This is a genomic window from Polaromonas sp. CG_9.11 (genome assembly GCF_015752225.1).
In the GTDB taxonomy this organism is placed as follows: Bacteria; Pseudomonadota; Gammaproteobacteria; order Burkholderiales; family Burkholderiaceae_C; genus Polaromonas.
The window spans coordinates 76,516-100,704 of sequence record NZ_JADOVE010000007.1; the positions used below are offsets into that span (position 1 = coordinate 76,516).

Annotated in this window: 15 protein-coding genes and 2 pseudogenes; 9 read left to right on the forward strand and 8 right to left on the reverse strand. The window is 64.9% G+C overall.

Features of this window, described 5'->3' with window-relative positions; translation table 11 throughout:
- The first annotated feature begins 43 nt into the window (after positions 1–43).
- The 4 genes from IWX85_RS07765 (at position 44) to IWX85_RS07775 (ending at position 3,463) form a co-directional block, all read left to right on the forward strand.
- Positions 44–694 (forward strand): 2-hydroxychromene-2-carboxylate isomerase, encoded by a 651-nt coding sequence (locus tag IWX85_RS07765; RefSeq protein ID WP_196869358.1) that lies wholly within the window; start codon positions 44–46, stop codon positions 692–694.
- A gap of 180 nt (positions 695–874) precedes the next feature.
- Positions 875–2,536 carry an MFS transporter gene (locus IWX85_RS07770; protein ID WP_196869359.1) on the forward strand — a complete coding sequence of 554 codons (1,662 nt, stop codon included), beginning with the start codon at positions 875–877 and terminating at the stop codon, positions 2,534–2,536.
- 108 nt (positions 2,537–2,644) lie between these two features.
- The gene (locus IWX85_RS20730) at positions 2,645–2,776 is read left to right on the forward strand and encodes a hypothetical protein (RefSeq protein WP_255529395.1); all 132 of its coding nucleotides are present in this window, start codon (positions 2,645–2,647) and stop codon (positions 2,774–2,776) included.
- A 162-nt stretch (positions 2,777–2,938) separates the two neighbouring features.
- Entirely contained in the window at positions 2,939–3,463 is a 525-nt protein-coding gene (locus tag IWX85_RS07775) for a hypothetical protein (protein ID WP_231379617.1), read from the forward strand.
- Between the two features lie 8 nt (positions 3,464–3,471).
- Here the strand turns inward: IWX85_RS07775 and IWX85_RS07780 are convergent, their stop codons facing one another.
- Complete coding sequence (locus tag IWX85_RS07780) at positions 3,472–4,590, reverse strand: ABC transporter substrate-binding protein (protein ID WP_196869361.1); 1,119 nt, start codon at positions 4,588–4,590, stop codon at positions 3,472–3,474.
- A 364-nt stretch (positions 4,591–4,954) separates the two neighbouring features.
- Between IWX85_RS07780 and uvrA the strand changes: the two genes are divergently transcribed.
- The 3 genes and pseudogenes from uvrA to IWX85_RS07800 all read left to right on the forward strand — a co-directional run.
- Positions 4,955–11,167, forward strand: a complete 6,213-nt coding sequence (gene uvrA, locus IWX85_RS07785) for an excinuclease ABC subunit UvrA (RefSeq protein WP_231379618.1) — start codon at positions 4,955–4,957, stop codon at positions 11,165–11,167.
- A 121-nt stretch (positions 11,168–11,288) separates the two neighbouring features.
- Entirely contained in the window at positions 11,289–11,654 is a 366-nt protein-coding gene (locus tag IWX85_RS07795) for a type I restriction endonuclease (protein ID WP_196869362.1), read from the forward strand.
- 81 nt (positions 11,655–11,735) lie between these two features.
- Positions 11,736–12,326: pseudogene (locus tag IWX85_RS07800) on the forward strand (DEAD/DEAH box helicase family protein); the annotation flags it as partial.
- 19 nt (positions 12,327–12,345) lie between these two features.
- Here the strand turns inward: IWX85_RS07800 and IWX85_RS07805 are convergent.
- The 4 genes from IWX85_RS07805 to IWX85_RS07820 all read right to left on the reverse strand — a co-directional run bounded on the left by IWX85_RS07805 (position 12,346) and on the right by IWX85_RS07820 (position 14,971).
- Complete coding sequence (locus IWX85_RS07805; RefSeq protein WP_196869363.1) at positions 12,346–12,537, reverse strand: hypothetical protein; 192 nt, start codon at positions 12,535–12,537, stop codon at positions 12,346–12,348.
- Between the two features lie 29 nt (positions 12,538–12,566).
- Positions 12,567–13,880: a DUF2254 domain-containing protein gene (locus tag IWX85_RS07810; protein ID WP_081932445.1), complete on the reverse strand. Its 1,314-nt coding sequence runs from the start codon at positions 13,878–13,880 to the stop codon at positions 12,567–12,569.
- Positions 13,877–14,428, reverse strand: a complete 552-nt coding sequence (locus tag IWX85_RS07815; protein ID WP_196869364.1) for a DUF421 domain-containing protein — start codon at positions 14,426–14,428, stop codon at positions 13,877–13,879. Before IWX85_RS07815 ends, IWX85_RS07810 begins: the two co-directional genes overlap by 4 nt.
- 93 nt (positions 14,429–14,521) lie before the next feature.
- A complete protein-coding gene (locus IWX85_RS07820; protein WP_196869365.1) occupies positions 14,522–14,971 on the reverse strand; it encodes a DUF4426 domain-containing protein in 450 nt (149 codons plus the stop codon).
- A 410-nt stretch (positions 14,972–15,381) separates the two neighbouring features.
- Here IWX85_RS07820 and IWX85_RS07825 point away from each other — a divergent pair, with 410 nt between their 5' ends.
- Both IWX85_RS07825 and IWX85_RS07830 read left to right on the forward strand, forming a co-directional pair.
- The gene (locus IWX85_RS07825; protein ID WP_196869366.1) at positions 15,382–19,131 is read left to right on the forward strand and encodes a DUF748 domain-containing protein; all 3,750 of its coding nucleotides are present in this window, start codon (positions 15,382–15,384) and stop codon (positions 19,129–19,131) included.
- A 17-nt stretch (positions 19,132–19,148) separates the two neighbouring features.
- Positions 19,149–20,012 (forward strand): YihY/virulence factor BrkB family protein, encoded by an 864-nt coding sequence (locus IWX85_RS07830; RefSeq protein ID WP_036806360.1) that lies wholly within the window; start codon positions 19,149–19,151, stop codon positions 20,010–20,012.
- A gap of 108 nt (positions 20,013–20,120) precedes the next feature.
- Here the strand turns inward: IWX85_RS07830 and IWX85_RS07835 are convergent, their stop codons facing one another.
- The 3 genes and pseudogenes from IWX85_RS07835 to IWX85_RS07840 all read right to left on the reverse strand — a co-directional run bounded on the left by IWX85_RS07835 (position 20,121) and on the right by IWX85_RS07840 (position 24,052).
- On the reverse strand, positions 20,121–20,981 hold the full coding sequence (locus tag IWX85_RS07835; protein ID WP_196869367.1) for an ion transporter: 861 nt from the start codon (positions 20,979–20,981) through the stop codon (positions 20,121–20,123).
- A gap of 78 nt (positions 20,982–21,059) precedes the next feature.
- Positions 21,060–21,200: pseudogene (locus IWX85_RS20925) on the reverse strand (IS5/IS1182 family transposase); the annotation flags it as partial.
- A gap of 353 nt (positions 21,201–21,553) precedes the next feature.
- On the reverse strand, positions 21,554–24,052 hold the full coding sequence (locus tag IWX85_RS07840) for a membrane-bound PQQ-dependent dehydrogenase, glucose/quinate/shikimate family (RefSeq protein WP_370584245.1): 2,499 nt from the start codon (positions 24,050–24,052) through the stop codon (positions 21,554–21,556).
- Positions 24,053–24,189: the final 137 nt, after the last annotated feature.

Sequence of the window (24,189 nt, forward strand, 5' to 3'; positions counted from 1 at the left end):
CGGGCCTTGCCGCTATGCTCAATTCACACAAGGACCGCCCGCCATGAAACACATCACGTTCTATCTCGACTTCATCTCGCCCTATGCGCATCTGGCGTTTGAAGCCCTGCCCGAAGCGCTGATGGGCGTGAGCTACCGCGTCAGCCATGTGCCGGTGCTGTTCGCCGGCCTGCTGAAGCACCATGGCCAGCTGGGGCCGGCCGAGATCGCCTCCAAGCGCGAATGGACTTACCGCCAGGTGCTGTGGCTGGCGCACAGCCGGGGCATTGCCCTGGAGATGCCAGCCAGCCATCCCTTCAATCCCCTGGCGCTGCTGCGGCTGGCGCTGGCCTGCAGTCCCGAGGCAACACCAGGAGCGCCCAACCGCTATGTCTGTGAAACCATTTTTCGCCATGTCTGGAGGGGTGGCGCCGAGGCCATCGATGCACCGCGGCTGGAAGCGCTGGCGACGCAACTTCGTCCAAAGCAAGCGCCCGTCAGCGATGCCGTCAAGGCCCAACTGAAGAAAAACACCGAAGCCGCCATCGCACACGGTGTTTTCGGCGTGCCCACCTTCGTCGTGGACGACAGGCTTTTCTGGGGGTTGGACGCGCTTCCCATGCTGCGTGCTTACCTGCTCGGCAACCCCTGGTTTGACGGGCCGGACTGGAAAGGGGTTGATGCGGTGTCGTCAGGAACTGTCCGTCTCCGCTAGGGTTTTCACGGATATATTTCACATGTTGAAAAATTTTCCAAGGGTTATTACTTGGTTTGTCAGCTTGGCGAAAGTTTCATGAAAGGTATTGTTATTTTCACGTCAGACTTGTGACAGCTGTATCCAAAATACTAGCAATAGCTTCCAGTTCGGAGGCATTTATTATTTGGAGACAAGACAATGACGACACCTGCAATCGACAACAGACCGATGTCAGCGGAGCAGAAGAAGGTGATCTTCGCCTCTTCGCTGGGCACGGTTTTCGAGTGGTACGACTTTTACCTCTACGGTTCACTGGCAGCCATCATTGCCAAGCAATTCTTCAGCGGACTGGACGCCGGCTCGGCGTTCATTTTCGCGCTGCTGGCCTTTGCCGCCGGTTTCATCGTCCGGCCCTTTGGCGCGCTGCTGTTTGGCCGCCTGGGCGACATGGTTGGACGCAAGTACACCTTCCTGGTGACCATCGTCATCATGGGCCTGTCCACCTTCATCGTCGGTCTGCTGCCCAACTATGCCTCCATCGGGGTTGCCGCGCCGGTCATCCTGATTGCCCTGCGCATGCTGCAGGGCCTGGCGCTGGGCGGCGAGTACGGCGGCGCAGCGGTGTATGTGGCCGAGCATGCGCCGCACCACAAGCGCGGCGCCTACACCTCCTGGATCCAGACCACTGCCACGATGGGTTTATTTCTGAGCCTGATGGTCATCCTGGGCGTGCGCACCGCCGTCGGCGAGGCCGCCTTTGCCGACTGGGGCTGGCGCATTCCGTTCCTTGTCTCGATCCTGCTGCTGGCGGTGTCGGTGTACATCCGCCTGTCCATGAACGAGTCGCCTGCCTTCCAGAAAATGAAGGCCGAGGGCAAGACCTCCAAGGCGCCACTGTCCGAATCCTTCGGCCAGTGGAAAAACCTGAAAATCGTGATTCTGGCGCTGATCGGCCTGACCGCCGGCCAGGCCGTGGTCTGGTACTCGGGCCAGTTCTATGCCTTGTTCTTCCTGACGCAGGCGCTGAAGGTGGACGGCCCGACGGCCAATATCCTGGTGGCTTACTCGCTGATCCTGGGCACGCCTTTCTTTGTGATTTTCGGCATGCTGTCGGACAAGATTGGCCGCAAGCCGATCATCATGGCCGGCTGCCTGCTGGCGGCGCTGACCTACTTTCCGGTGTTCACCGCACTGACCAAGGCCGCCAACCCTGACCTGGCTGCCGCACAGGCCGCCAACCAGGTGGTGGTGACTGCCGACGCTTCGGAATGCTCGTTCCAGTTCAACCCGACCGGCACCGTCAAGTTCACCAGTTCCTGCGACATTGCCAAACAGGTGCTGGCCGGCGCTTCGGTCAGCTATGAAAACGCGCCAGGCAAGGCCGGCATGCCGGCCACTATCAAGATCGGCACGACCGAGATTTCCAGCTACACCGCCAAGGGCCTGCCGGCCGACGAAGCCAAGAAAAAGGATGCTGAATTCAAGAAGTCCGTGGCCGACGCGCTGAAGACCGCCGGTTACCCGTCCAAGGCCGACCCGGCCAAGGTGGACAAGTTCATGGTCACCCTGATCCTGTTTTACCTGGTGCTGCTGGTGACCATGGTGTATGGCCCGATCGCTGCCATGCTGGTCGAAATGTTCCCCACCCGCATCCGCTACACCTCCATGAGCCTGCCTTATCACATCGGCAACGGCTGGTTTGGCGGCCTGCTGCCCACCACCGCCTTTGCCATCGTGGCGCAGACCGGCAACATGTACAACGGCCTGTGGTACCCCATCATCATTGCCGCCTCGACCTTCGTCATCGGCACGCTGTTCATCAAGGAAACCAAGGACGTCGACATCTACGCCAACGACTGATGGCCATGCGACGGGCGCCAGCGCCGCGGCCGGCGCCCCTTTGAAATTCCTGTCAATCCCCAGGCCCTTGTCATCCGGCAAGGGCCTGTTTTTAAAAAAGAAACTGCCATGTGGAAAATAGTGATCGGGTTCCTGTTGTTTGCCGGCCTGGCGGTGTTCCTGCTGAATCAGGGCGGCGACATTGACCTTGGCGGTGAAAAGCACGGCATGGCCATGCACGGCCTGTCGCGGCACGGCTGACCCCGCGCCGTCCGGAGCCGGCCTGCCGGCCGCGATCCAAAGGAATCAACAACGAGGCGGCTTTGTAAAAGGCAAAAAAGCTTAAAGATGCAATGGCCGGCAATTCTCGCCAGGCGTCATTGCCCAGACCCTGGCACCTACCGAAAGCACGCCATGATCTACATGAAAACACAACACGGCCAGTCAGCTTTTCAGAGCCGGACCGTCTTGCTGACCCCCCGGCAACGTGCAGCCTTCATTTTGTTTGACGGCAAGCGTGACCTGCAGGAGGTCATGAAAGCCACGGTCGGGCTTGGCGTCACCCCGGAGGACATCGGCCACCTGGTGTCGCAGGGGCTGCTGGCGCCCCGGGAGGAGCCTGCCCAGGCGCCCGCCGCAGCCAGCGCGCCGGCCAGCAAGCTGGCCCTCCGGGCTGTGGTGCCTTCCCCGGCCGCGGCTGCTTCTCCTGCCTTGCCTTTTTCCTCGGGCCCGGGCAGCCTGCCCAGCGCCACGGCGCAGGCGCGTTATTCAAAGTGCTATCCCATCGCCACCCGCCTGACGGCCGGCCTGGGATTGCGTGGTTTCCGGCTGAACCTGGCCGTCGAGGCGGCCAGCGACCTGGACAAGCTCAGGGAACTGGCCCCGCGCATCAAGGACGCCGTGGGCCCCGAGAAATTCAGGGAGCTCCAAAGCTCTCTTTACGACTGAGCCACTGATCAGCGTTTGAACTTGCCATCGGTGCCGATGATGGACAGGTCTGCAAAGTCAAGTCCGGTGTGATCTTCCGGGCTGAAGTTCACCTCCAGCCCGCCCAGGTCGAACTTGCGCATGCCTTCCAGCGCCGTCTGGATTGTTTCACGGCTCGGTTTGGGGCCGGCACGACGCAAGTTTTCCACCAGCACCTTGGCCGCCGCAAAACCCTCCAGCATGGCCGGGCTGAGTTCTCCTGGCATCTTGGAGCTGGCCTTGAGCAAGTCCTGGGCTTCCTTGACCATTGAATAGTTGATGGACCGTTCTGACGGAAATACCTGCGTCACGATCACGCCGCGCGCGTTGTCACCCAGACTCTTGGCAAAGCCGCTGGAGGCATTGTTGGACAAGGTGGCGATCTGCGCAGCGGAGCCTGCCGCACGCAAGGCTTTCACCCCCTTGGCGACCGCCTGTCCCGAGGCAACCATGATGACGGCCTGCGCATTGGCCTGGTAGATTTTGGGCGCTATCTCGCTGAAGTCAGGATTGGTACGGTCGAATTTTTCCATTGCCACTGGCGTGAGCTTGGCCGTTGCCATGCCTTTTTGGGCACCGGCCAGCCCATCGGCACCAAAGCTGTCGTCTGGGTAGACCAGCGCAATCCGGGTGATGCCAAAGGAAGCCAAATGCGCAATGACCTTTTCTGCTTCACGCTGGTAGGTTGCCCGCACATTGAAGACATGCTTCTTGACCGGCTGGTGCAGCACCATCGCACCTGTCGAAGGACCGATCAGCGGCACGCCATGCTTGTCAAGCAGGGGAATAATGGCTTCGGTGTGCGGCGTGCCGCGTGTCAGGAACATTGCCACCACGTTTTTTTCTTCAATCAGCTTGCGCGCGTTGTCCACCGCCAGCTTGACATCGAACTTGTCGTCCAGGGAAATCAGCTCGATCTTTTGCCCGCCCACACCGCCTTTGGCATTGACAGAATTGAAGTAAAGCGCAGCACCGTCCGTGGTTTCCTTGACGCCAGCGGCCACTGCACCGGTGAAGCCTGCCGTCTGCCCAACCAGGATCTGGGCCTGGCTGGCAGGGCTCAGGGTGGCAGCCAGGATGGCAGCGCACCATAGGATTATTTTCTTCATTGCGACAACCTGTATTTAATTGAAAAGAATGTTTCATTTAACGCCAAAGTCACGTCGCCAGCCTATGTGAAAACCATTATTGGCAGGGCTGGCCAAAGTCCACGCCGGCTTGACCCGATGCACAGCCCGGCATGTGCAGCACTGTTGGCCTGGGGCCTGGGGCCTGGGGCCTGGGGCCTGGGGCCTGGGTTTGCGGGCTTGTTGGTCTGCGGTCCGCCATTTCGCCCTCTTTTTATCCAGAAGTGCGGCTGTTTTTCTGCAAATTCGTGAAGGACCGTGTCCATTGGGGCTGCTTTGTTGCGCGCGCACGCACGCCGTTCCGGAACTCTAGAATGTTCGACTTCTTCAGGAAAGACCTTCACCGATGTCCCAGGGAACCATCCGCATTCGCGGCGCGCGCCAGCACAATCTCAAAAATATTGACCTCGATATTCGGACAAACGAGTTGACAGTGGTCACCGGCCCCAGCGGCTCGGGCAAGTCGAGTCTGGTGTTCGACACGCTGTTTGCCGAAGGCCAGCGCCGCTATGTCGAAACCTTCTCGGCCTATGCGCGGCAGTTCCTTGACCGCATGGACAAGCCAGCGGTGGAAAAGGTCGAAGGCGTGCCGCCGGCGATTGCCATCGACCAGACCAATCCGGTGCGCTCGTCGCGCTCGACCGTCGGCACGATGACGGAACTCAATGACCACCTGAAGCTGCTCTATGCCCGGGCCGCACAGCTGTTCGACCGGCAGACGGCACAGGCGGTGCGGCACGACACGCCCGAATCCATCTACGCCGAACTGATGGCGCGCACCGAGGCCAGCGACCCGCGCGTCATCATGACCTTTCCGGTCGAGCTGCCCGGCAATACCAGCGCCGAAGAAGTCGAACAGTGGCTGTCGGCCAGCGGCTTCACCCGTGTGCATGCCGAGCGCGAAGTCGCCACGCCGGCCGGGCCGCACAAGCTGCTTGACGTGGTGGCCGACCGCTTTCGCCTGCACATCACCGAAAAAATCCGTGCGATTGAGGCGATTGAAACGGCACTCAAGCGCGGCGGCCGGCTGAATGTCTATGTCCAGAACGGCGAGGAAGGTGCCGCCGAGGAGATGTGGCGTTTTTCTACTGGGTTGCATTGTCCGGAGAGCGACTTGCGTTACACCGAGCCCACGCCGTCGCTGTTTTCATTCAACTCGGCGATGGGCGCGTGCGAAACCTGCAAAGGCTTTGGCCGCGTGATTGGCGTCGATTACGGGCTGGTGATTCCAAATGACAAGCTCACGCTGCGTGCAGGCGCCATCAAGGTCATGCAGACGCCGGCCTGGAAGGAAGCGCAGGACGACCTGATGCGCCACGCCGAGGCCGAAGGCATTCCGCGCGACACGCCCTGGTACAAGCTCACGCCCGAGCAGCAGGCCTGGGTCATTAACGGCTCGCCGGCTTGGCGCGGCAAATGGGAAAAGCACTGGTTCGGCATCAAGCGTTTTTTTGCCTACCTGGAAAGCAAGGCCTACAAGATGCACATCCGGGTGCTGCTGTCCAAGTACCGCAGCTACACCACCTGCGAAACCTGCGGCGGCGCGCGCCTCAAGCTCGAATCGCTGCAGTGGCGGCTGGGCACGAAAGAAGCCGCCGATGCGGTGTTGCCGCCCGCCGAGCGTTTCATGCCGGTGGGCGTGCAATGGACGCGCGCGCAGCTTGAAGCGATGCCGGGGCTGTGCCTGCATGACCTGATGCGGCTGCCGATTGACCGGCTGCAAAAGTTCTCCGGCAGCCTGTCGCTCGCCGCCGAGGGCATTGATGCCGAGCAAAAGGCGCTGAAATCGCTGTTCGAGGAAATCCAGACCCGGCTGAAATACCTCTGCGATGTCGGCATCGGCTACCTGACGCTCGACCGCCAGAGCCGCACCTTGTCGGGTGGCGAGGTGCAGCGCATCAACCTGACCACCGCACTCGGTACTTCGCTGGTCAACACGCTGTTTGTGCTTGACGAGCCGTCCATCGGCCTGCACCCGCGCGACATGAACCGCATCACGCAGGCCATGCGCCGGCTGGTGGACGCCGGCAACACGCTGGTCGTGGTCGAACACGACCCGGCCGTCATGCTGGCCGCCGACCGCATGATTGACATGGGGCCGGGGCCGGGCGAGCGGGGCGGCCAGATCGTGTTCGACGGTCCGCCCGAAGACGTCCGGCATGCCGACACGCTGACCGGCGCTTATCTGGGTGGGCGCAAGCAGGTCGGCATGGGGCTGAAGCGCGCCGTGACTGAGAGCACGCCGCGCCTGATTCTGGAAGGTGCGCGCGACCACAACCTGCAAAACCTGACCATCGCGTTTCCGCTGCAGCGCCTGGTCTGCGTGACCGGCGTCAGCGGTTCCGGAAAATCGACGCTGATGCAGGACATCGTCGCGCCGGCGCTGCTGCGCCAGTTCGGCAAGGCGACCGAAACGCCGGGCCTGCATGACCGCTTGATGGGCGCCGACCACCTGACGGACGTGGTGTTTGTCGACCAGTCGCCCATCGGCAAGACCGCGCGTTCCAACCCGGCCAGCTATGTCGGTGCCTGGGACGCCGTGCGCGAACTGTTTGCCCAGGCGCCGCTGGCCCGGCAGCGCAGCTACACCGCGACGAAATTCAGCTTCAACAACGGCGACGGCCGCTGCCCGACCTGCGGCGGCTCGGGCTTCGAGCATGTCGATATGCAGTTTTTGAGCGACGTGTACCTGCGCTGCCCCGACTGCGACGGCAAGCGCTACCGGCCTGAAATCCTTGAAGTCACCATTGAGCGAAAAGCCATTGGCCAGCTGATGCCCCGGTTGCTGAACGTGGCCGATGTGCTTGACCTGACGGTCAGCGAGGCGGTGCAGTTGTTCGCGCAGGACCGCGAGGTCATGCGCGCCCTGCAGCCCATCGTTGATGTGGGGCTGGAATACGTCAAGCTCGGCCAGCCGGTGCCCACGCTGTCGGGCGGCGAAGCCCAGCGGCTCAAGCTCGCGGGTTTCCTGGCCGGTGCCAGCAAGTCGGCGGCCAAACCCAGCCTGAGCCGGCAGGGGCTGGCGCTGATGCGCCCACATCGCGGCACGCTGTTTTTGTTCGACGAGCCGACCACCGGCCTGCATTTCGACGACATCGCCAAGCTCATGCGCGCGCTGCGCCGGTTGCTGGAGGCCGGCCATTCGCTGATCGTCATCGAGCACAACCTGGACGTGATCCGCTCGGCCGACTGGCTGATCGACCTCGGCCCCGAAGGCGGCGAGGGCGGCGGCCTGCTGGTTGCCGAAGGGCCACCGGAAACCGTTCGCCAGCACCCCACGTCGCACACCGCGCTGGCGCTGCGCGAGTACGAACTGACCATGAACCAGACGCACCAGGTCGAGGAGCAGCGGCCCCGGGCCTGGAAGACACGGCCCGCGTTCTCCAACCTGATCCAGATCGTCAACGCCAAAGAAAACAACCTCAAAAGCCTGTCGGTCGATATTCCACGCGGCAAGTTCAACGTGGTGACCGGCGTCAGCGGCTCGGGCAAATCGACATTGGCCTTCGACATTTTGTTCAACGAAGGCCAGCGCCGCTATCTCGAATCGCTCAATGCCTACGCGCGCAGCATCGTGCAGCCGGCCGGCCGGCCCGAAGTCGATGCGGTCTATGGCATTCCGCCAACGGTGGCCATCGAGCAGCGGCTGTCGCGCGGCGGGCGCAAGTCCACCGTCGGCACGACCACCGAGGTGTGGCACTTTTTGCGCCTGCTGTACGTCAAGCTCGGCATCCAGCATTGCGTGAAGGACGGCGCGGCGGTCATGCCGCAGAGTCCGGAAAGCATTGCCGCGCAGCTGCTCAAGACTTATCGCGGCCAGCACATCGGCCTGCTGGCGCCGCTGGTGATGAACCGCAAGGGTGTCTACACCGAGCTGGCCGACTGGGCGCGGCCACGCGGCTACACGCATCTGCGAGTCGATGGCGAGTTTTTGCCGACCACCCAGTTTCCGCGCATCGACCGCTTCAAGGAACACACGGTCGAACTGCCAATTGCCGACATTCACGTCACGCCCGACAACGAAGCCGAGTTGCGCGCCGCGCTGGCGACCGCGCTGGAGCATGGCAAAGGGGTGGTGCATGTGCTGGCGCCGCTCGACGGGCTGCACGACGCGATGCGGGCAGGCGCCAGCACCCAGAAAATGGGCCGCATCGAAGCTTTTTCGACGCGCCGCGCCTGTCCGGTGTGTTCCACCTCCTACCCCGAACTCGACCCACGCCTGTTCAGCTACAACAGCAAGCATGGCTGGTGTCCGGACTGCGTCGGCACCGGCGTCAAGTTGACCAAAGACCAGCGCCAGGCCTTCGACGATTCGGTGCTGAGCAGCGACGAGAACAAGGGCCGCGAGCAGACCTTTGGCGAACCGGAGGTCGATGATGTGCTGGATGCGGTTTGCCCGGGCTGTGCCGGCACGCGGCTCAATGCCACGGCGCGTGCTGTTTTGTTCGGTGCGGGGGCAGCCCCTCACCCCAGCCCTCTCCCCAAAGGGGCGAGGGAGCAAGATTTGCCCGACTCGCGCCCGCAGGCAGACCGCAACGTGCCAACGGACATGGATACGGACAAGGCGGTTCCCGGCTTGCTTACCCTTGTGCCGAAACCCTCGGAGATGCCACCTCCTGCGGGTGTGGCGGTACCCGATTTACTCCCTCTCCTTCAGGGAGAGGGCAGCGCGGCCCGCCAAAGCCAAGGCTGGCCCATCACCGCCATCGCCCGCCTGAGCGTGACCGACATCCGCGCCTGGGTGGACACGCTCGCGCTGACGGGCCGCGAAGCCGGCATTGCCAGAGACCTGGTGCCCGAGATCAAGAGCCGGCTCGAATTCCTTGAAGACGTGGGTCTGGGTTACCTCACGCTCGACCGGGGCGCGCCCACGCTGTCGGGCGGCGAGGCGCAGCGCATCCGGCTGGCCGCGCAGCTCGGCTCGAATCTGCAGGGCGTCTGCTACGTGCTGGACGAGCCCACCATCGGCCTGCACCCGCGCGACAACCAGATACTGCTCGGCGCTTTAAGCAAGCTCAGCGAGCGCGGCAACACGCTGGTGGTGGTCGAGCACGACGAAGACACGATTCGCCGCGCCGACAACATCATCGACATCGGCCCCGGTGCCGGCAAGCGCGGCGGGCAGCTGGTGGCGCAGGGCACGGCGGCGCAACTGTCTGCCGTGCCCGAGTCGCTGACCGGGCGCTATCTGGCCCATCCCTTGATTCATCCGCTGCATGCGTGGCGCGTGACGAAGCCGCCCCTCACCCCAGCCCTCTCCCCGGAGGGGCGAGGGAGCGAAACGGATGCCAGCGCTGGTGATTCAGTTCGCGCGCCCGACTTACTCCCTCTCCCTCAGGGAGAGGGCAGGGGTGAGGGCTCCCCGCTCCCGGCCAAACCCTTGAGCAAAGCCAAGCAGGCCGCCCTGAAAGCCCAGGCCCTCAAAGCCGCAGCCGCCACGGCCAGCGCCCTGCACAACAGCACTCCCGCCGCCGCCAGCCCCTACACCTCCTGGCTGAAAGTCGAAGGCGCCAGCCTGCACAACCTCAAGAACGTTTCTGTCGACGTCCCGCTGTACCGCCTGGTCGCCGTCACCGGCGTTTCAGGTTCCGGTAAATCCACGCTGGCGCGCGACGTGCTGCTGACCAATGTCCATGCCGGTGTCACGCTGCGCTCGACCAAAGCCGGGCGCGAAGCCGACGACGCCGGAAAACACCCGGCCTGGACCGGCTGCGAGCGCATCGAAGGCTACCGGGTCGTTGACCGTGTTTTAGAGGTCGACCAGACCCCCATCGGCAAGACGCCGCGCTCCTGCCCGGCGACCTACATCGGCTTCTGGGACACGGTGCGCAAGCTGTTCGCCGACACGCTCGAAGCGCGCGCGCGCGGCTACGCGGCCGGGCGCTTTTCCTTCAACACCGGCGAAGGCCGCTGCCCGACCTGCGAGGGCGCAGGCGTTCGCACCATCGGCATGAGCTTTCTGCCTGACGTGAAAGTGCTGTGCGAAACCTGCCACGGCGCGCGCTTCAACCCCGAGACGCTGGCCGTCACCTGGCGCGGCAAAAGCATTGGTGACGTGCTGAAGATGGAAGTCGATGAGGCGGTGGATTTTTTTGCGTCCATGCCGGCCATCGGCCATCCGCTGCAACTGCTGAAAGACGTGGGCCTGGGTTACCTCACGCTCGGCCAGCCGTCGCCCACACTGTCGGGCGGCGAGGCGCAGCGCATCAAGCTGGTGACCGAACTGTCAAAGGTGCGTGACGACATCACCCGGCGCGGCCAGAAGGCGCCGCACACGCTGTATGTGCTGGACGAGCCGACGGTCGGCCTGCACATGGCCGACGTGGAAAAGCTGATCCATGTGCTGCACCGGCTGGTCAACGGCGGCCACAGTGTGATCGTCATCGAGCACGACCTCGACGTGATCGCCGAAGCCGACTGGGTGATCGACCTGGGTCCGGACGGCGGCAACGCCGGCGGCCTGGTCGTGGCGTCCGCGCCACCCGAGGCGGTGGTGGCGCTGGGAACGCCAACCGGCAAGGCGCTGGCCAGCGTGCTGGCGCGGACAAAAAAGCCATAATTGCTATGAAATAAATAGCTGGCTTCGCAAGCACAGCGTGCGCCGATGGCTTTTTTTGCTTGAAATTTTCTTCCTGGCACCGCAGGGGCTCGCCTGGAATGCCTTGCAAGGAAATGTAGCCATGACGCCAGAAGCCAACGCCAGGGAAAAAATCGACCACACGCTCGCCCTGGCGGGCTGGTGGGTGCAAGACCTCAAGCCGCTCAACCGGGGCGCCGCCACCGGCATTGCGGTGCGCGAACACCCGACCGACACCGGCCCGGCCGACTATGTGCTGTTTGTCAAGCGCATCGCCGTCGGCGTGATCGAGGCCAAGCGCGACGAGCAAGGCGCCAACATCACCGCGCATGAAGCGCAGACCGAGCGTTACGCCAGTGCCACCCCTAAATGGCGTAAGGACACCACACCGCTGCCCTTTTTGTTCGAGTCCACCGGGCAGATCATCCATTTCACCGATGGCCGCGACCCGGCCCCGCGCGCCCGCTAAATCTTTCATTTCTTCAGACCCGAAACGCTGGACCACTGGCTGCGCCAGCCCGACACCCTGCGCCGCCGCCTGAAAGACCGCATGCCCGCGCTGCCCGAGCGCGACCTGCGCGACTGCCAGGTCAGCGCCGTCACCGGGCTGGAAACCTCACTGGCGCTGAACAAGCCGCGCGCGCTGGTGCACATGGCCACCGGCGCGGGCAAGACCTTCACCGCCATCACGTCCGTGCACCGCCTGCTCAAGTTCGGCGGTGCCAAACGGATTTTGTTTCTGGTCGATACGCGCAACCTTGGCAAGCAGGCGCACCAGGCGTTCATGGCCTACAGCCCGCCCGACGATGGCCGAAAATTCACCGAGCTGTACAACGTGCAGCGGCTGGCCAGCAGCGCCATCGACCCGCAGGCGCAAGTCGTCATCTCCACCATCCAGCGCCTGTATTCGGTGCTGTCGGGCGAGCCCCTCGACGAATCGGCCGAAGACGTGTCGCTGGCGGAAGTGCAACTGCCCGCCAAACCGGCCCGGCTGGTGCGCTACAACCCGGCCGTGGTCGTGGCCGTGGAGGCGTTTGACTTCATCGTCATCGACGAATGCCACCGCAGCATCTACAACCTGTGGAAACAGGTGCTCGACTACTTCGACGCCAGCCTGATTGGCCTCACGGCCACGCCCGACCAGCGCACCTTCGGCTTTTTCAATGAAAACATCGTTGCCCAGTACAGCTACGAGCAATCGCCAGCGCCCGGATGCTGCCGCGCACCAGCGCGGCCAGGGCGTAAATCAGCAGGAACACGACCACCGCCAGCAGCAGGCAGGGCAGCCGCTGCACAAAGCCGTTGGCCAAATCCTGCAGCGCCCCGGTGGCCTCGCTCAAGTCGAAATCCATGGCGGCTCCTTCAGGGGTGGCGCTGTCGCTCAGCCGATGCTGGCGTTGCGCAGCGAGCGCTCCAGCAGGCGGGCGCGGCGCCGGGCCGGCGCCGAACGGATCAGGGGCTCCACCCGGCACAGTTCGCGGTAGATATTGCGGGTGGCATGGGCCAGGCTGGCATGGCGCTGCGGATCGGCGCTGGCCTTGGCGACAAAGCCGATTGCGTCGAGCATCCGCCCCAGCACCTGCAGGTCGCCCCGGCTGTGGGCCACCACCGGGTCCAAGGCCAGCTTCACGATGGCGGCAAAGTCTGGCGCCGGCGCGATCACCCGCAGCCGTCCCTGGGCCATGCGGTGCGGATCCGGAATGCGCCGCGAGGCCAGCCGCGCCAGCAGCGCGCCGAGCCGGTCGATGCACATGCAGGCGGTGGTCGGGTCGTTGATGCCGGGCGACAGCGCCTTGAGCGCCACATCGACCAGCTGCTGCAGGCCGAAGGCCGCGTCCTGCTCCACCGCGCGCTGCGGCGCCAGGCTGACCCAGCCGCGCAGGCGCTGCGCGTCGTCCTCGGCTGGCGCGTCGGTGCCGCTCAGCTCGACCACCGGGCTGCCGGTCACGACGAAAGCGCCGGTCGCAACGGCCAGGCGCACGATGCGGCCGTGGTCCAGCGCAAATTGCAGCACGCTGTCGCTGTCGATGCCGGTCACGTAACCGTCCTGGTCGGCCCGCACCGCCGTCCAGTCCCGGGGCAGCACCGGCGCCAGGGCCGGGTGGTGCGCGGCCGGCTGGCCGATGTCTTGCGGGAACAGCTTTTCGATGGCGCCGGCCGTGTCGTGCGCGATACGCTCCAGGATGGAGGCGGCCTGGATGCTCTGGGCCACATGGTGGATGAAGTAGATCAGCAGGGCCACGCCGGCCAGCGCATAGACCATGCCGGCCAGCACCGCCAGCGACGGGATGAAGTCGCCGTCTTCGGCGCCGCGAACGGTGCGCAGCACGATCAGGCAGTAGGCAAAGATGCCCATGAACACGCCCAGCACCACCTGGGTCGGCCGGTCGCGCATGAAGTTGCGCAGCACCCGGGGCGAATACTGCGTCGAGGTCAGCGACAGCGCCACGATGGTGATCGAGAAGACCACGCCGGCCACGGTCACCATCGAGGTGGCAATCGCCGCCAGGATGGCGCGCGATGCGTCGGCGCTGGCGCCGAGCAGCCGGGGCCAGCGCTTTACCAGCTCCGTGCCCACCCGTCCTTCGGTTTCGGTCATCAGCACGGCGGCCAGCATCGAGCCCAGCACGATCAGCGAAGGCACGAACCACAGGCTGGCGCGAAGGTCGATCCAGAAGCTGTGCAGGCGGTTCATCGACTGCCGCCCGGCTGCCGGCCACGGGCTGTGTCGTCCTGCGCCGGGTCGCCGCCGCCCGGCATCGCCGAGCCGTCGGCTTGCCCCCTGGGCAGCACATGAAAGCTGCCGTCGGTCTCCAGCACCACCACGCCGGCCTGCTCCAGCGCGCCCAGGCCCGCGCCCCGGACCACCGACTCGATCTCGTCGGCCGTGACCCGCTCCTGGCGCATCGCATCGTTGAGCAAACGACCACGGTAGAGCAGCACCCGGGGCTCCGACTTGACGGCGCGGCGCACCGCCCCGTAGCGCGCCGAGAGCCTGGCCACCGCATACTGCCCGAAGATCAGCACCGCAAAGGCGGCAATGCCTTCGGCCAGGGCGACTTCCTTGGACAGCAGCACGGTGGCAAAAGTCGAGCCCAGCGCCACGGTGACCACCAGGTCGAAGGCATTGAGCTTGGACAGGGTGCGCTTGCCGGAAATGCGCAGCAGCGCGATCAGCGCGGCATACGCCGACAGGCCGATCACCACCACCCGGGCAATGCCTTGCCAGCCGTCAAACCACATGGGGACGGCTCGGTTCGGGGATTGACCACGTCAGGTTGGGGCTGGCGCAGCGCCCAGCGCGACGGGCCTTCACGGCACGGGCCTGCCTTCGCTTCAGTAACGCCACATCCGCTCCCGGTAGCTGAGCTTGAGCATGCTGCCGGGCGGCGCGCCGTCGGGCAAGGCGGTGATCTCGAAATCGATCACCTCGCGGGGCAGGAAGTCGTAACTGCCCACATAGGACACCCGGCCGTTTTCGTTGACCTCGCGCAGGCTGATGTCGCGCCGCACGCCGGCCAGGTTCTGCATGGACGCGGTCACTGCGGCCGCGACGGGGGTGTCTGCCGCGCCGCCGCGCCTGAGCACCAGCACATTGAGCACGGCCCGGCTGGCGGCCGGCTCGATCCCGTGCTGCGCCGCCGTGGCCGGGTCGATGCGGTTGCTGGCCACCGTGGAGCTGCGCAGCAGATGGTCGCCCTGGCGGGTTTCGTGGACTTGGGCCTGGCTGCTGGCGGCGCAGGCTGCCAGCGCCAGGGCGGCGATCAGGCGTGGAAGTGGGCGCATGGTTTTTTCCTGGATAAGGCTGACAAGCTGATCGGCCGCCCCTTGCAGGGGTGTCTGCCACGTAGCCGCAAGACATGCTTGAGCCTTGCGCAGGAGGCCGTCGCTCGGCGTGCGCCAGTTTCGCTCCGGTCCGTCAGCCGATTCCGACAGCAATGTCCCGCCAAGGCTGCCGGCGCACCGAATCCTGCGGCCATGGCTGTCTACACGGTCTTGGTTGTCCTACAGCGACGAAGTGAAAGGGCTGACAGCCCTGGCCGCAGCAGTCCCCAGACTGAGGTCATGAGGATCCAGTCGGGCTTTTTGCCGCTTCCCGCCGCTCGTCCTGACGCTCTGGACGCAAGCGAAGCGTTAAGCGGTCCGGGCCGAGTCCGGGTAGGTGTCCAGCCGTCCGAACAGGAGGGCAGGCGGTGATGCGCGCCCAGCGCCTGAAGCAAGTTGCCGTCGTTCTGGCAGCGCTGGTGCTGATTTATGCGGCGGCCGGCTTTCTGCTGGCGCCGTGGCTGGCCGAACACCGGCTCGCACCCTGGCTGCAGGAACGGCTCGGGCGCGGCGTCTTGGTCGGCGTGGTGCGCGCCAACCCCTTTTTGCTCACCCTGGAGGTGCGCGATGTCCGCATCGAGGGCCGGCACGGCAGCCCGGTAATTGCGTTTGACGAGTTGTCGGCCGACCTGGACTGGGTGGGCCTGTTCCGCCGCACCTGGACGCTGGACAGGCTGGCGCTCCAAGGCTTGCGGGTACATCTGGTGCGCGAACCCGGCGGCGGGCTGAACCTGGCTGAACTCGCGCAGCGCCTCGCAGGCCCGGACGGCGATCCCGGCCGGGGCGCGCAGGCGGCGGTCCTGCGCCAGCTCGATGTGCCTCAGGCCAGCCTGGTCTTCACTGACCTCACTGGCGCCCAGCCAGCCAGCGCGACCCTCGCGCCGCTCAGCCTGCAGGCGAACGGCCTGTCCAACATGGTCAACCGGCGCGCCACCCACAGCCTGAGCGCTACCTTGCCGGGCGGTGGCGCGCTGGAGTGGCGCGGTGGCGCCGTGCTGCAACCGGCGCTTGATCTGACTGGCAATGTGCAGCTGAGCGGCCTGCAAGCCGCCGCGCTTTGGCCCTTCGTGCGCGACAGGCTGCGATTGTCCGAAATGCAGGCCAGCGCCAACCTGTCGGCCCGTTATGCCTACAGTGCCGGCGAGTCCCTGCGCCTGGATGGCATTGCCATCGACCTGGCCGACGTGCTGCTCGCCCGCGCCGGTGAGGACGGCCGGCTGCTGGCGATGCAGCGCATCACGGCCGGCGGCGGCAGCCTGGATGTGGCGCGACGCGCCGCGGCGTTGGCGACATTGGAGTTCCAGGGCGGCGAGACTACCATGGCCGTCGCGCCCGATGGGCGCATGAACTGGGTGCTTGCCGCACAGCCGCAGGGCGCCAGCGCGGCCGTCAGCGCGCAGGAGGCCGCGCCGGGCTGGACGCTGCAGGTCGCGGCACTGTCCCTGGGCCAGGTCGGCTTTCATTACCGGGACCGCAACCGCCAGCCGACGCTGGCGGCAGACATCGGTGACATGGCCGGGTCCTTGCAGCTGGTACTGGCCACCGGCCCGGCCTTCGGGGTGGTGGCCAGCGGCATCGAGGCCCGGCTGCAGCAGGCCAAGCTGCAGGCGCCGGGCGCCCAGCAGGTGGCGCTCGCCCTCGGCTCGGTCCAGATGCAGCAGGGACATTTCGACCTGCAAGGCAGGCGTTTGGCCGCGCAGCAGCTCCGAATCGCCGACGGACAGGTCGCCATCGGGCGCCCATCGGGCAGCAGCATTACGCCTGTTGACCCGGCCGTGCAGTCGCGGCAGCGCGGCCTCGGGCAGGCGAGGGGTACGCTGTCCCGCAATGGCGCCCCATGGGCGCTGCAGGTCGACACCCTTCAAGTCGACCGGCTCGGCGCGCAGATGACCGACCGCAGCCGCCGCACGCCGCTGGTGCTGCGCGCCGGCACCATCGACGGCCGTGCCAGGCTGCGCCTCATGCTGGGCGCAAGCAGCACCCAGGTTGCGCTGGAAAATCTGGATGCCCGGCTCCAGCAACTCGAACTCGCCACACCCGGCATCCCGCAGCCGCCGTTCACCCTGGCGTCCGCGTCGATCGTGCAGGGTCACCTAGACCTTGCCGACCAGCGCATCGGCGCCAGCGAGCTGGTGCTGCAGGGCGGCACAGCGAGCATCGTGCGGAACGCCAATGGCCGGCTTGCCCTGCGCGGGCTGCTGGCACCGGCCACTGGGGCGAGGCCTGATGCGGACAGGCCGGCATCAGGCCCACCATCGGAGTTGGCCGACTGGCGGTACGCCTTCGGCCTGGTAAGGCTCGAATCCCTGGGGCTGAAGCTGGCCGACCGCAGCTTCAAACCGCCGCTGACCCTGGGCGCCACGCTGCAGGCCAGCGCAAGAAACGTTGCCAGCGACCAACGTGCAGCGTTCGAGGCGGCCCTGTCCCTGGCGCCGGGCGGAACGGTCCGGGCCAGCGGCACTGCCGACCCCGGCGCAGCCAACGTGCAGGCGCAGGTGGAAGTAGCTGGTCTGGCCCTGGCGCCGCTGCAGCCGCTGCTGGCGCGGTTTGCCGCACTCGACGTGCGCTCGGGCGCCGTCTCGGCTTCCACCCAGCTGCGTTACCAGGGCGGGGCGCAGGCCTCGCTTCAGGCCCAAGGGAGCCTGGGCATAGCGGACCTGCTGGTCAACGAGGCATGGTCGGGTCAGCGCTTCCTTTCATGGCGCAAGCTCGATGCCGACGGCGTCGCCTTTGACCTGGCTTCGCGGCGCCTCACGGTGCAGGATGTGACCGTGAACGCGCCGGGCGCGAAGATCGAGATCGCCAAGGACCGCAGCGTGAACCTGGCGCAGGTACTCAGGCGTGGCGAGCCGGCCCGGCAAACGTCCGGACCAGCAGACGCGCAGCCGAATGCGCCGGCCGCTGCGCCCTGGGACCTTCGCGTCGAGCGGGTGCGGCTGCACGGCGGCGAGGTGAACTATGCCGACCTGAGCCTGGTGCTGCCTTTTTCCACCACGGTCAAGGCGCTGGACGGCACGGTGGTCGGCATTTCGAATGACAAGTCGCGCCACGCCGAGATCCAGGCCAGCGGCACGATCGAGCCCTACGGATCGGCAAGCGTCAGCGGCGGCATCGCGCCCTTCGCGCCGGCACAGTTCACCGACCTGCATGTCGAGTTCAACAACGTCCTGGTGCCGCCGCTTTCCCCCTACACCGCCACCTTTGCAGGCCGCAAGGTCAAATCGGGGAAGTTGTGGCTTGATCTGGAGTACAAGATTGCCGAGGGCGAACTGCGTGGCAACAACGCCATCCGCCTGGCAGACTTCACGCTCGGCGAGCGCGTCCAGGCGCCCAGCGCCCTCAGCGTGCCGCTCGACCTCGCCGTGGCGCTGCTCACCGACGCAAAAGGCGAAATCCATCTGTCAGTGCCGGTGCGTGGCGACTTGGGCAACCCGAGCTTTGGCGTCGCCAGCGCCGTCAGGCAGGCGCTGGGCAACGTGCTGCAACGCGTGGTGAGTGCGCCTTTTCGGGCGCTCGCTCGCCTGTTCGGCGGCAATGCCGAATCGCTCGCAGCGATCGACTTCGAGCCCGGTAGCGCTGCCCTGCGGCCTGAACAGCGCGAAAAACTCGATGCCTTGAGCCGCGCCTTGCAGGAACGCCCGCGCTTGCAGCTCGTGGTGAGCGCGCCGTACAACCCCCAAACCGATGCGCTTGCCTTGCGTCGCGAGCAGGCCAAGCGCGCGCTCGCCCAAACCCTCGGCCGCAGGCTAGAGGCGAACGAAGATCCCGGACCCATCGCCTACGACGACCCGGCGACACGGCGCGCGCTGGAGCAGATACTCCGGGAGCAGGCAGGCGCGGATGCAGTGCGCCAGCTCAACCGCGAGTTCGCAGGCGCCAGCGACGCCGGCCGCAGGCTGTACGAGGCGATGTTCGAGCAGATCGCGGCAACCCGGGCCATGGGCGAAAGCGCCACGCAATTGCTCGCGGCCGAGCGAGCGCGGGCCATCGCCGGCTACCTCGTGCAGCAGGGCGTCGGGCGTGAGCGGGTGCAGACTGGCCAAATCGCGGCCGTGCCGGATGGCAGCACCGGCGCGGTAAGCGCGCAACTGCAGGTCGCGGCCGCCGGCGCGACCGGCTGACCGCAGCGGAGCTTGCAATGGTCTATGGCGTTTCCTGGAAGAATTTTCTTGGCGGTCTCTACGGCGAAGTCAAGCGCGACAACATCTTCAACGGCGCTGCTGCGCTTGGCTTTTACCTGACGCTGGCAATTTTTCCAGGGATGATTTTCGTCATGGCGGTGATCCCCTACCTGCCAATTGCCAATGTCGACCAGGCCATCATGGACCTGCTGCGCCAAGTCCTTCCCGGTGCAGCCGCCAATGCCTTCACCAGCGTGGTGGACGAGGTCACCAACGAGCGCCGCAGCGGGCTGCTGTCGCTCGGCCTGGCCGCCGCGCTGTGGGCGTCTTCGTCCGGCATGTACGCGATCATGCAGCAGATGAACATCGCCTTCGATGTCGGCGAGGGAAGGTCGTTTTTAAAGGCAAGGGCCACCGCCCTGGCCCTCACGCTCCTCTTTGGCGTGCTCGTGCTCGGCGCGTTTTCTCTGGTCGTTCTGGGCGGCATCATCCAGAGCTGGATCGGCAACCGGTTCGGATTGAGCGACGCCCTGCTCATGTTTTTTGCCGGCTTTCGCTGGGTCATCATCGTGCTGGCGCTGCTGCTGGCGTTTGCGCTTGTCTACTACCTCGCGCCGAACGTCAAGCGGCCTTTTGTGATCATCACGCCCGGCAACCTCACCGCAACGTTTCTTCTGATCGCCGCGTCGCTTGGTTTCAGGCTCTATACGTCGAATTTTGTCGATTTTGGCGCGACCTACGGCAGCATTGGCGCGGTCATCGTGCTGATGCTGTGGCTTTACATGGCGGGCTTTGTCATTTTGCTGGGCGCCGAGATCAATGTGGCGGTCGAGCACTGCAAGGGTGCGGACAAGCAGCCGGTTGAAACGCGCAAGCGCTAGGGGTGGAGGACGCACGGCGCGCCGGAGGGTGATGGGGGAGGGAGGCTGGTTGCAGGCACCGGGCCATGCTCTTTGAACCCCGGCGCCGTCCACGATTGCGTTGTGGGGCTAGTGCTGGTCGCGCTGATTCCTTTCCCGAAGTTCGTCGCGCAGGGCCTTGATTTCCTGCCTCAGCTCGGCAATCGAGCGTGCGCTGGCGAGTTCGGCATCTTCATTTTCTGCATCGCGCCCGATAAAAAATGTCGCCAGCGTGGCCGTGACATAGCCGAATACGGCAAAGGCATACAGCGCAAGCATGAAGCAAAGGATGCGTCCTTCGGCCGACTTCGGCCAGTAGTCCGAACCCAGCGTTGTCATCAGCATGGCGGTCCACCACAACGCGGTGCCGAAGCTGTCAAAGCCGGGCCCCTGCGGCAGTTCGCGCTCGAAAAAATACATCCCTGCGGCGCCCGTGACCGCCACAATGAGCGTGAGCAGCACCACGTAGCCGAAGCCGCGCCGCTGCATCGCAGCACCCAGCGCCTTCATGCCGCGGTTGACCGAGCTGACGACGCGCAGAAGACGAATGCCGCGCGTGGCTCTGCCGACCTGCAGAATCCTCGCAGCGCGCGCGATCCGAAACACCCGCAGCGCCGGCACCAGCAACGCCAGCACGGTCAACCAGTTTTCCTTGAAGTACGTCACTTTGTTCGGCGCCAGTGTGAGCTTGAGAAAAAAGTCTGCGACGAACACGACCCAGATAGCGGTGCCGACAAACTGCAGGCCCGGTCCAAGGTGCCCGGTCAGTTCAATGACCAGCAGGACCAGCCAAACAAAGCCAAGAACCAGCATGGGTGTTTCGAGCCAGTCTTCAAAACGATGCAGCACGGCGTAACGTTGTTGCAGGACTTCCTTGTCAACGTCTTCATCGGCCTTCTCAACCGGCTCCTGACGCGAGTTTGTGTTGGAGTTCTCGTGATTTTTCTTCATCATCGTGTCGTGCTGATGAGCAAATTGGGTTGATGTGCACGCCAGGGCGCGTTTCGATCCAGGAGGGTGTTGACGAAATCAAACCATGTTAGCAAGTCTGTCGAGAAGGATACGCGCCTCGGCCAGCCAGACCCAGGCCGTGGAGACCGAGGTCTTGCGGTGAAGGTGCATGAGCATTCGGCGCCAGCGTTCTCCCCATGCGTGAATACCTTCTACAACCCGATATGGACCCGACGCCTTTTGCAAGCACTCTTGGATGACTTTGAAACGGTCTGCACGCCTGTGTACGGCTTGCTAAAGCGCAATCCGCTTGACTGGCAATCAATGCATCTGAAAAACCAGCATTATTTGCTACTGAATTGATAGCTAAAAGCCCTTGTAAATCATGCGCCAGAGGCCAATTCGATACAAAAAATTCATTTGCTCGTCAGAACGAATGCGCTCTAGGTGGGCAGGGTCACTCGGAGGCCCGCGGTATTGATGAGATCCGCGCGCTGTCCCTGCCAGCCGTTCGGCTTGAGGTGCCCAGCCTTTAATTGTTCGGACCTTTCCTGGCGCTTACGCGGGTTCCATCAGCGTTTGGGCAAGGCATAGGCGAGCACATCGTCGCCGGCCTTGGTTCCCAGCGATCCATGCCCGCCGGCAACCACCAGCAGGTATTGGCGGCCGTCCTCGCCGGTGTAGGTCATGGGCGTGGCCTGCCCGCCGGCAGGCAGGCGGCTTTGCCACAGTTGCTGGCCATTGCGCACGTCATAGGCGCGCACATAGTAGTCCAGCGTGCCTGACAAAAACGCAACACCGCCAGCCGTCATGATCGGCCCGCCCAGGTTGGGCACTCCCATTTTGAAAGGCAGGGGAATTGGCGACTGGTCGCGCACGGTTCCATTTTTATGCTGCCAGAGCACCTTGCCGGTGGTGAGGTCAGCGCCCGCCACATAACCCCAGGGTGGCTGCTGGCACGGTATGCCCAGCGGCGAGGTGAACGCGCTGAGCTTGACGGCAAACGGCGCGCCGAAGTTTTCATTCAACGATGGCAGGCTGCCTTGCGGCCGTTCATCGCCCTGCACCATCAGGCTGGTGTCATCCCGGCGCGGCACCAGCTGCGAGACAAACGCCAGATAGGTGGGGGTGGTGAAGGCTATTTGCCGCTTCGGGTCCACCGCAATGCCGCCCCAGTTGAAGACGCCGAAGTTGCCGGGATAGACCAGTGAACCCTGGGTCGATGGCGGTGTGTAGCGGCCTTCATAGCGCAGGCGCTGAAAGGCGATGCGGCAGTAGAGCTGGTCAAACATCGTCGCGCCCCACATGTCTCGACCGGCAAGCGGCGGCGGATCAAACGACAGCGCCGAGCGCGGCTGGTTTGGCGCGGTGAAGTCCCCTGGGGCGGCGCCCTGCGGCGCGGGCACGTCGGTCACCGGCAGCAGGGGTGCGCCGGTCTGGCGGTTCAGCACAAAAATCTCGCCCTGCTTGGTCGCCTGCACCAGCGCGGGAACGTTGACGCCGTTGAGGGTCAGATCCACCAGGCTGGGCTGCGCCGGCACGTCATAGTCCCACAGGTCATGGCGAACGGTTTGAAAATGCCAGCGCACCTTGCCGGTTGCCAAGTCAAGCGCCACCACGGCGCTGGAGTATTTTTCAACCGACGCGCTGCGGTTGCCACCCCATTGGTCAGGCGGCTGGTTGCCCAGCGGCACATAGACCATGCCCAGCGCTTCATCCACGCTGGACACCGACCAGCTGTTGGGTGAGTTGACGGTATAGGTCTGGCCCGGCGCGATCGGGGCGGTGGCTTGCGGGTTGCCGGAATCCCAGTTCCAGACCAGGGTGCCGGTGTCGATGTCATAGGCCCGTATCACGCCAGACTGCTCTTTGGTCGAGACGTTGTCGAGCACCGTTCCGCCCACAATGATCAGCCGGCGGGTCAGCACCACGGGCGATGTCGAGTAGTAAGCGCCCAGCTTGGGGTTGGGCATGTTGGCCCACAGGTCCAGTTCACCCTGTCGGCCAAAACGGGTGCACACCGCGCCGGTGTCCGGGTTCAGGGCTATCAGACGGCCGTCCGAAGTGGGCATGAAAAGCCGGGCTGCACAGGCGGAAGCAGACTGTGCGCCGGTCGCTGCAGCTGCCGAAGAGGTGGTCGCAGCGCCGGTTTCATTCACCGCCTGGCCAGACAGATTTCGGGCAGCCGGCGCTTTTGCCGGCTCGGCAGCCGTTGCAACGTTGGCGGCCACAGGACCCGGCGGCGATGCCGGCGGCTGGTAAGACAGGCCCCGGCAGGTCAGGTGCTGCAGGGCCAGCTTGCCCTGGATCTGCGGGTTGTAGCGCCATACCTCGGCGCCGGTGGTGGCGTCCAAGGCGATCACCGACTGGTGTGGGGTACACAGAAAAAGCCGGTTGCCGACCTTGAGCGGCGTGACCTCAAAAGTGGTTTCCACCGGATCGCCCGGCCGTCCTCGCAGATCGCCGGTCTGGTATTTCCAGGCCAGCTCAAGCCCGCTGACATTGGCCGGCGTGAGCTGGTCAAGCGGCGAATACCGCTGGCCATACGATGTACGGCCATAGGCATGCCATTCGCCGTCGGGCATTGGCGGCTGCCCGGCTGCAACGCCTTCTGCGATGGCGGCGAAGGCGCCGGTTGCCATAGCTGGCAATGTTGATGCAGGCGTGGATGCAGCCAATGAAGTTCCCGATGCCCTGATACCGTGCGCGTCACGCAGCATGGCTGTCACCGACACCCCTGCAAAGGCCACCAGGGCGAGGCCCAGCACCCAGGCGCCGCCACGCGCGCTGGCGCTGTGGCCGGCAACCTGGCCGTCGGCTGCTTGCGGCGTGAAAAGCGGCTTGTTGATCGGGGGGATCAGCAGGCAAATGCCCAGTACAAACAGCACGTCGCCACGCGCGGCCAGCGGCCACCAGTCCAGGCCGGATTCCCACAAGGCCCAGGCCAAGGTTGCCGCCACCAGCGCCGCAAATACCCACAGCGCCAGCGGATTGAGCGCCATCAGCAACATACCCGTCAGCAAGAAAGCGGCGCCAGCCAGCAGGTAGTACCAGGAGCCGCCCAGCGCCATCAACCATCCGCCCGCAGCGCACAGGCCAAGGCCGATGCTGACCAGCAGCCACCCAAACACAAGCGGTGCCCGGGACACGGTTTGCAACGCGGTGTTCGCTTTGGCGTTCTGCATATTCATCCTTGGAAGTCACGAAA

What these genes read in the sequence shown, in the direction of transcription:
- IWX85_RS07765 (WP_196869358.1), top strand. Translation starts at nt 44, where the DNA reads ATGAAACACATCACGTTCTATCTCGACTTCATCTCGCCCTATGCGCAT.
- IWX85_RS07770 (WP_196869359.1), top strand. Translation starts at nt 875, where the DNA reads ATGACGACACCTGCAATCGACAACAGACCGATGTCAGCGGAGCAGAAG.
- IWX85_RS20730 (WP_255529395.1), top strand. Translation starts at nt 2,645, where the DNA reads ATGTGGAAAATAGTGATCGGGTTCCTGTTGTTTGCCGGCCTGGCGGTG.
- IWX85_RS07775 (WP_231379617.1), top strand. Translation starts at nt 2,939, where the DNA reads ATGAAAACACAACACGGCCAGTCAGCTTTTCAGAGCCGGACCGTCTTG.
- IWX85_RS07780 (WP_196869361.1), bottom strand. Translation starts at nt 4,590, where the DNA reads ATGAAGAAAATAATCCTATGGTGCGCTGCCATCCTGGCTGCCACCCTG.
- uvrA (WP_231379618.1), top strand. Translation starts at nt 4,955, where the DNA reads ATGTCCCAGGGAACCATCCGCATTCGCGGCGCGCGCCAGCACAATCTC.
- IWX85_RS07795 (WP_196869362.1), top strand. Translation starts at nt 11,289, where the DNA reads ATGACGCCAGAAGCCAACGCCAGGGAAAAAATCGACCACACGCTCGCC.
- IWX85_RS07805 (WP_196869363.1), bottom strand. Translation starts at nt 12,537, where the DNA reads ATGGATTTCGACTTGAGCGAGGCCACCGGGGCGCTGCAGGATTTGGCC.
- IWX85_RS07810 (WP_081932445.1), bottom strand. Translation starts at nt 13,880, where the DNA reads ATGAACCGCCTGCACAGCTTCTGGATCGACCTTCGCGCCAGCCTGTGG.
- IWX85_RS07815 (WP_196869364.1), bottom strand. Translation starts at nt 14,428, where the DNA reads ATGTGGTTTGACGGCTGGCAAGGCATTGCCCGGGTGGTGGTGATCGGC.
- IWX85_RS07820 (WP_196869365.1), bottom strand. Translation starts at nt 14,971, where the DNA reads ATGCGCCCACTTCCACGCCTGATCGCCGCCCTGGCGCTGGCAGCCTGC.
- IWX85_RS07825 (WP_196869366.1), top strand. Translation starts at nt 15,382, where the DNA reads ATGCGCGCCCAGCGCCTGAAGCAAGTTGCCGTCGTTCTGGCAGCGCTG.
- IWX85_RS07830 (WP_036806360.1), top strand. Translation starts at nt 19,149, where the DNA reads ATGGTCTATGGCGTTTCCTGGAAGAATTTTCTTGGCGGTCTCTACGGC.
- IWX85_RS07835 (WP_196869367.1), bottom strand. Translation starts at nt 20,981, where the DNA reads ATGAAGAAAAATCACGAGAACTCCAACACAAACTCGCGTCAGGAGCCG.
- IWX85_RS07840 (WP_370584245.1), bottom strand. Translation starts at nt 24,052, where the DNA reads ATGGCGCTGGGCGGCTCCTGGTACTACCTGCTGGCTGGCGCCGCTTTC.